This is a genomic window from Mesorhizobium sp. P5_C1 (assembly GCF_054049815.1).
This window is the reverse complement of sequence record NZ_JBFULQ010000843.1, coordinates 1-1710: the sequence shown is the minus strand read 5'-3', so window position 1 is coordinate 1710 and position 1710 is coordinate 1. Positions and strand designations below refer to the sequence as shown.

Annotated in this window: 2 protein-coding genes and 1 pseudogene; all 3 read left to right on the top strand. The window is 60.0% G+C overall.

Features of this window, described 5'->3' with window-relative positions; all coding sequences use genetic code 11:
* A pseudogene (locus ACXJ7R_RS31870) lies at positions 1-311 on the top strand (copper-containing nitrite reductase); the annotation flags it as partial.
* A gap of 72 nt (positions 312-383) precedes the next feature.
* Positions 384-1256, top strand: coding sequence for an SUMF1/EgtB/PvdO family nonheme iron enzyme (locus tag ACXJ7R_RS31865; protein ID WP_457155279.1), 873 nt, complete (start codon positions 384-386; stop codon positions 1254-1256).
* A gap of 217 nt (positions 1257-1473) precedes the next feature.
* Positions 1474-1710: group III truncated hemoglobin (locus ACXJ7R_RS31860; RefSeq protein ID WP_457155278.1), on the top strand; the 237-nt coding region annotated here is incomplete at its 3' end.

Below are 1710 nucleotides of genomic sequence, written 5' to 3'. Positions count from 1 at the left end.
CGATATTGATCGTTCATTCGCAGGCCAATCGTGACACACGCCCGCACCTGATCGGCGGCCATGGCGACTTTGTCTGGGAACAGGGCAAGTTCGCCAACCCTCCGGCCAAGGACCTGGAAACCTGGTTCATCCGCGGCGGGTCGGCTGGGTCGGCGCTCTACACGTTCCGGCAGCCAGGCATCTACGCGTATGTGAACCACAATTTGATCGAGGCGGTGGAACTTGGTGCAACCGCGCACTTTGTCGTCGACGGAACCTGGGACGACGATCTGATGATGCAGGTCGAAGCACCCAAGCCGATCGCCTCGTAAAAGGGAGATCCGATCTTCAGTGCAACCTTGCGGCGGAGCCAAAAGGTTGCACGTGCGRCCGGACTTGGTGCCATGCCCTTCGATCCTGTCTTCGCATTCGGAACAACTGCGGCTGCCGCACTGATCGGCTTGGGCATAACCCATGCGCTCGACAGGGCTCCTTTGGATTTGCCGACACCGGTCGCCGTGAGCGAACTTGTGGTCCTGGGACCCGGCTCGTTCGATCACCCACAGCCCGGGGAATTCCTCAAGCAGAACCATTCCGTCGCAGCCCCCGTCGTGCGGGAAACCATCGATGCGCCGCTGGAAATCATGAAATACCAGGTAAGCGTTTCGGACTATGGACGTTGCGTGGCGGACGGTGCCTGCAAGCCCGCCGACTCGCGCAAGATCGGCAACGTGCCGGTCACCGGCGTCAGCCACATCGATGCCGAAGCCTATGCAACCTGGCTGTCAGCCCGCAGAGGTGAGGCATGGCGGCTGCCCACGGATGTGGAGTGGGCTTACGCCGCCGGCGAGCGATTCAGAGGTGACATCGAGGGTGGCGAAAGCGACCCGAACAACCCGGCGCGACGGTGGCTGACACAGTATCGCCAGGAGGCTGCACTCGGACGCAAACCTGATCCCGAGCCGAGAGCTCAAGGCGCCTTCGGAACCAATTCAAAGGGATTGTCGGACATTGCAGGCAATGTCTGGGAATGGACCTCGACATGTTATTCGCACGCCACGATAGACAGCGACGGAAAGCGCACCGCGAGTTTGATCGACAATTGTGGAGTGCACGCCGTGGAGGGCTTCCACCGCACCTATATGTCGAACTTCATTCGGGACGGTAAGAGCGGCGGCTGCGCCGTAGGAACGCCACCCGACAATCTGGGTTTCCGGCTTGTACGCGACCGGACAGGTTTCTTTCAAACCACCATTCGCAGCTTGGGATTGACCTGACTGCAGCAGAATCAAGAGTGCACGAATGACTTCAAAATCCGCTCCGGTTGACCGGGCACGTCCTGTCGCGGAACAGGCTCTGAACCATAACGGCGTTGATCGAATTTCGATCGGAAAACTGGTCCGCGAATTCTATGCAAAGGTCAGACAGAACGAGCGTCTCGGTCCGATTTTCGCGCGCGAAATCACCGGGGATTGGGAGCCTCATCTCGAGAAAATGACGGACTTCTGGTGTTCTGTCGTCCTCAAGAGCGGCGACTATCACGGACGCCCGGTGCCGGCGCACCTCAAGCTCAAGGATGTCACCGAGGCCGATTTCGATATCTGGCAGGCCCTCTTCGGCCAGACGGCGGCCGAACTCTTCGCCCCGGAAACGGCGGCGGTGTTTGTCGACAGAGCCGAGCGGATCGCGGCAAGTCTGAAGCTGGCGATGTTCTTTCGCATTGGTCCCGCC